Source organism: Succinivibrio sp., from assembly GCF_045124615.1.
Classification (GTDB): Bacteria; Pseudomonadota; Gammaproteobacteria; order Enterobacterales; family Succinivibrionaceae; genus Succinivibrio; species Succinivibrio faecicola.
This window is the reverse complement of sequence record NZ_JBGVMC010000147.1, coordinates 1-1759: the sequence shown is the minus strand read 5'-3', so window position 1 is coordinate 1759 and position 1759 is coordinate 1. Positions and strand designations below refer to the sequence as shown.

Below are 1759 nucleotides of genomic sequence, written 5' to 3'. Positions count from 1 at the left end.
AAATTGACTGATCCTAGGCGTGAATTAGTTGATCCTGTATGCGAATAGTTAGATCTTAAAGAAGGAGCATTTGATCTCCACTGTGAATTTAAAGATCTTGGTTGCGTGGAGCTTGATCCTAACAACAGATAGGTTGATCCTTAGCGTGAATAGCTGTTAATAAAATTACAAGATCCTCTCTAAAAACAGCCTGATCCTTTTGTGCGAATTGGAAGATCCCTGTGCATCAAATATTCAGATGATATCATCTGGCAGACCATCTTTATCGTCATACTTATCCTGCTCAATGGTCATCTTTTCGTCTGTACCTTCTTTTTGCATATTCTGTGAAATATCTGGTAATTCTTCTCTTGAATATGCAAAATTCAGCATAGCATTAGTCTGAACAATTGAAGCAAGAGACTTGATAAAATCAGCTCTCCACAATGGAATAGTGTTTGAGCTAACCAGATCGTCAAGATAAAGTTCTAGTGCATGATAATACTCAAGGTAAAGGTTATTCAGTTCATTCAGACTGTTAGCATCATCTGCACTTACGTTACTGATTGAATCTAATCTGTAATTGAATTCTTTTGTATAAGTAGAATAGTATTTATTTGATTCATAACTGCAAATGTCAGAATCTCTGCTTGATAGACATTCTCTGATCTGGAAATAATCACCAAATCCATATTCCTTAAACAATGAGAGTGTTATAAGTGTAAGATTTGCTCTTTTGTTCTCTCCAATTGCATCATCTAGCGAATCATTGTAGAAAGGAGAACTCATCCAAGCCTTTGCATAATTGTCCCATTTTATTTCGAGCTCTTTGTACAAAGAAGTGTTGTACGGAGAGGTTCTCATTATATCTGCAACTGATTTTACGCAATCAGATGATGCATAGAAGAACTGTTCTCCATTTGAACCTTCAAATAAAGAACACTGCTTTTCAAGGTTTTCGTCAGTTATAGTCTTTCCATTAGTTCCATGTCGGAACTTATTTTTTGAATAGAATTTTACTCCATTAGGTCTTCCTGCAAGATTCCATATTCTCATTAGCATGGACTTGTAGATAATCGGTCTTACTGCCTGTGCATGATGAATATTAGGCAGCATCTGAGTTAACTGACGATAAAAATCAGACCATAATTTCAATGTCTTTGTGACTGAGTTTTTTGATTTTATTGAAGAATTCATCCTTCTGTATAGAACAGATGAATACTTTAAAAGCTCCATCTCATATCTGTTGTCTATATCGTATACTAATGTAGTCGGATCACCTTTGTGATTATTTATTGCATAGAAACTGTTAGGAAATTCCCTAATATGTCTGTTTCCGACTAATGAATACAATAGAAGATACCAGTCATTGAACTCATATCTATTCATATCTTCTGCAACTACAGGAGATTGAGCCACCGTTTCATTCCAGCTTTGTTCATATTTCTTATATGCTGAATTTGGACTGTTAAATAGTTGATATACAAAAGATAAAGGACCTACACCTTCATTGTTATAGAAGCTGTCTAACTTAGCTTTACATTTTTTTGTCAGATTGAATCTGTATACATCTGGTCTTATCTGCTTTGTGCACAAATCATCAATTTGTTCATAATCTAGACTATTGAAAGAATTTACAGGCCATAGAATTGATGATAGAAGAGATTTATTACATGAAAATCCGTTATTAAGACATAAAGCAGTACATTGAGATGAAACATTCTTTAATGCAAGCTCTGCACCTTTCATGCTTACATCAAGTACTTTTGGCAATCCAAGA

General features: G+C 34.4%; 1 protein-coding gene. It reads right to left on the bottom strand.

Annotation, left to right across the window (positions count from 1 at the left end):
• Window positions 1-234: 234 nt before the first annotated feature.
• Window positions 235-1759 (bottom strand): hypothetical protein (locus ACJML3_RS03905; RefSeq protein WP_406020801.1); only part of this gene is annotated, 1525 nt, incomplete at its 5' end.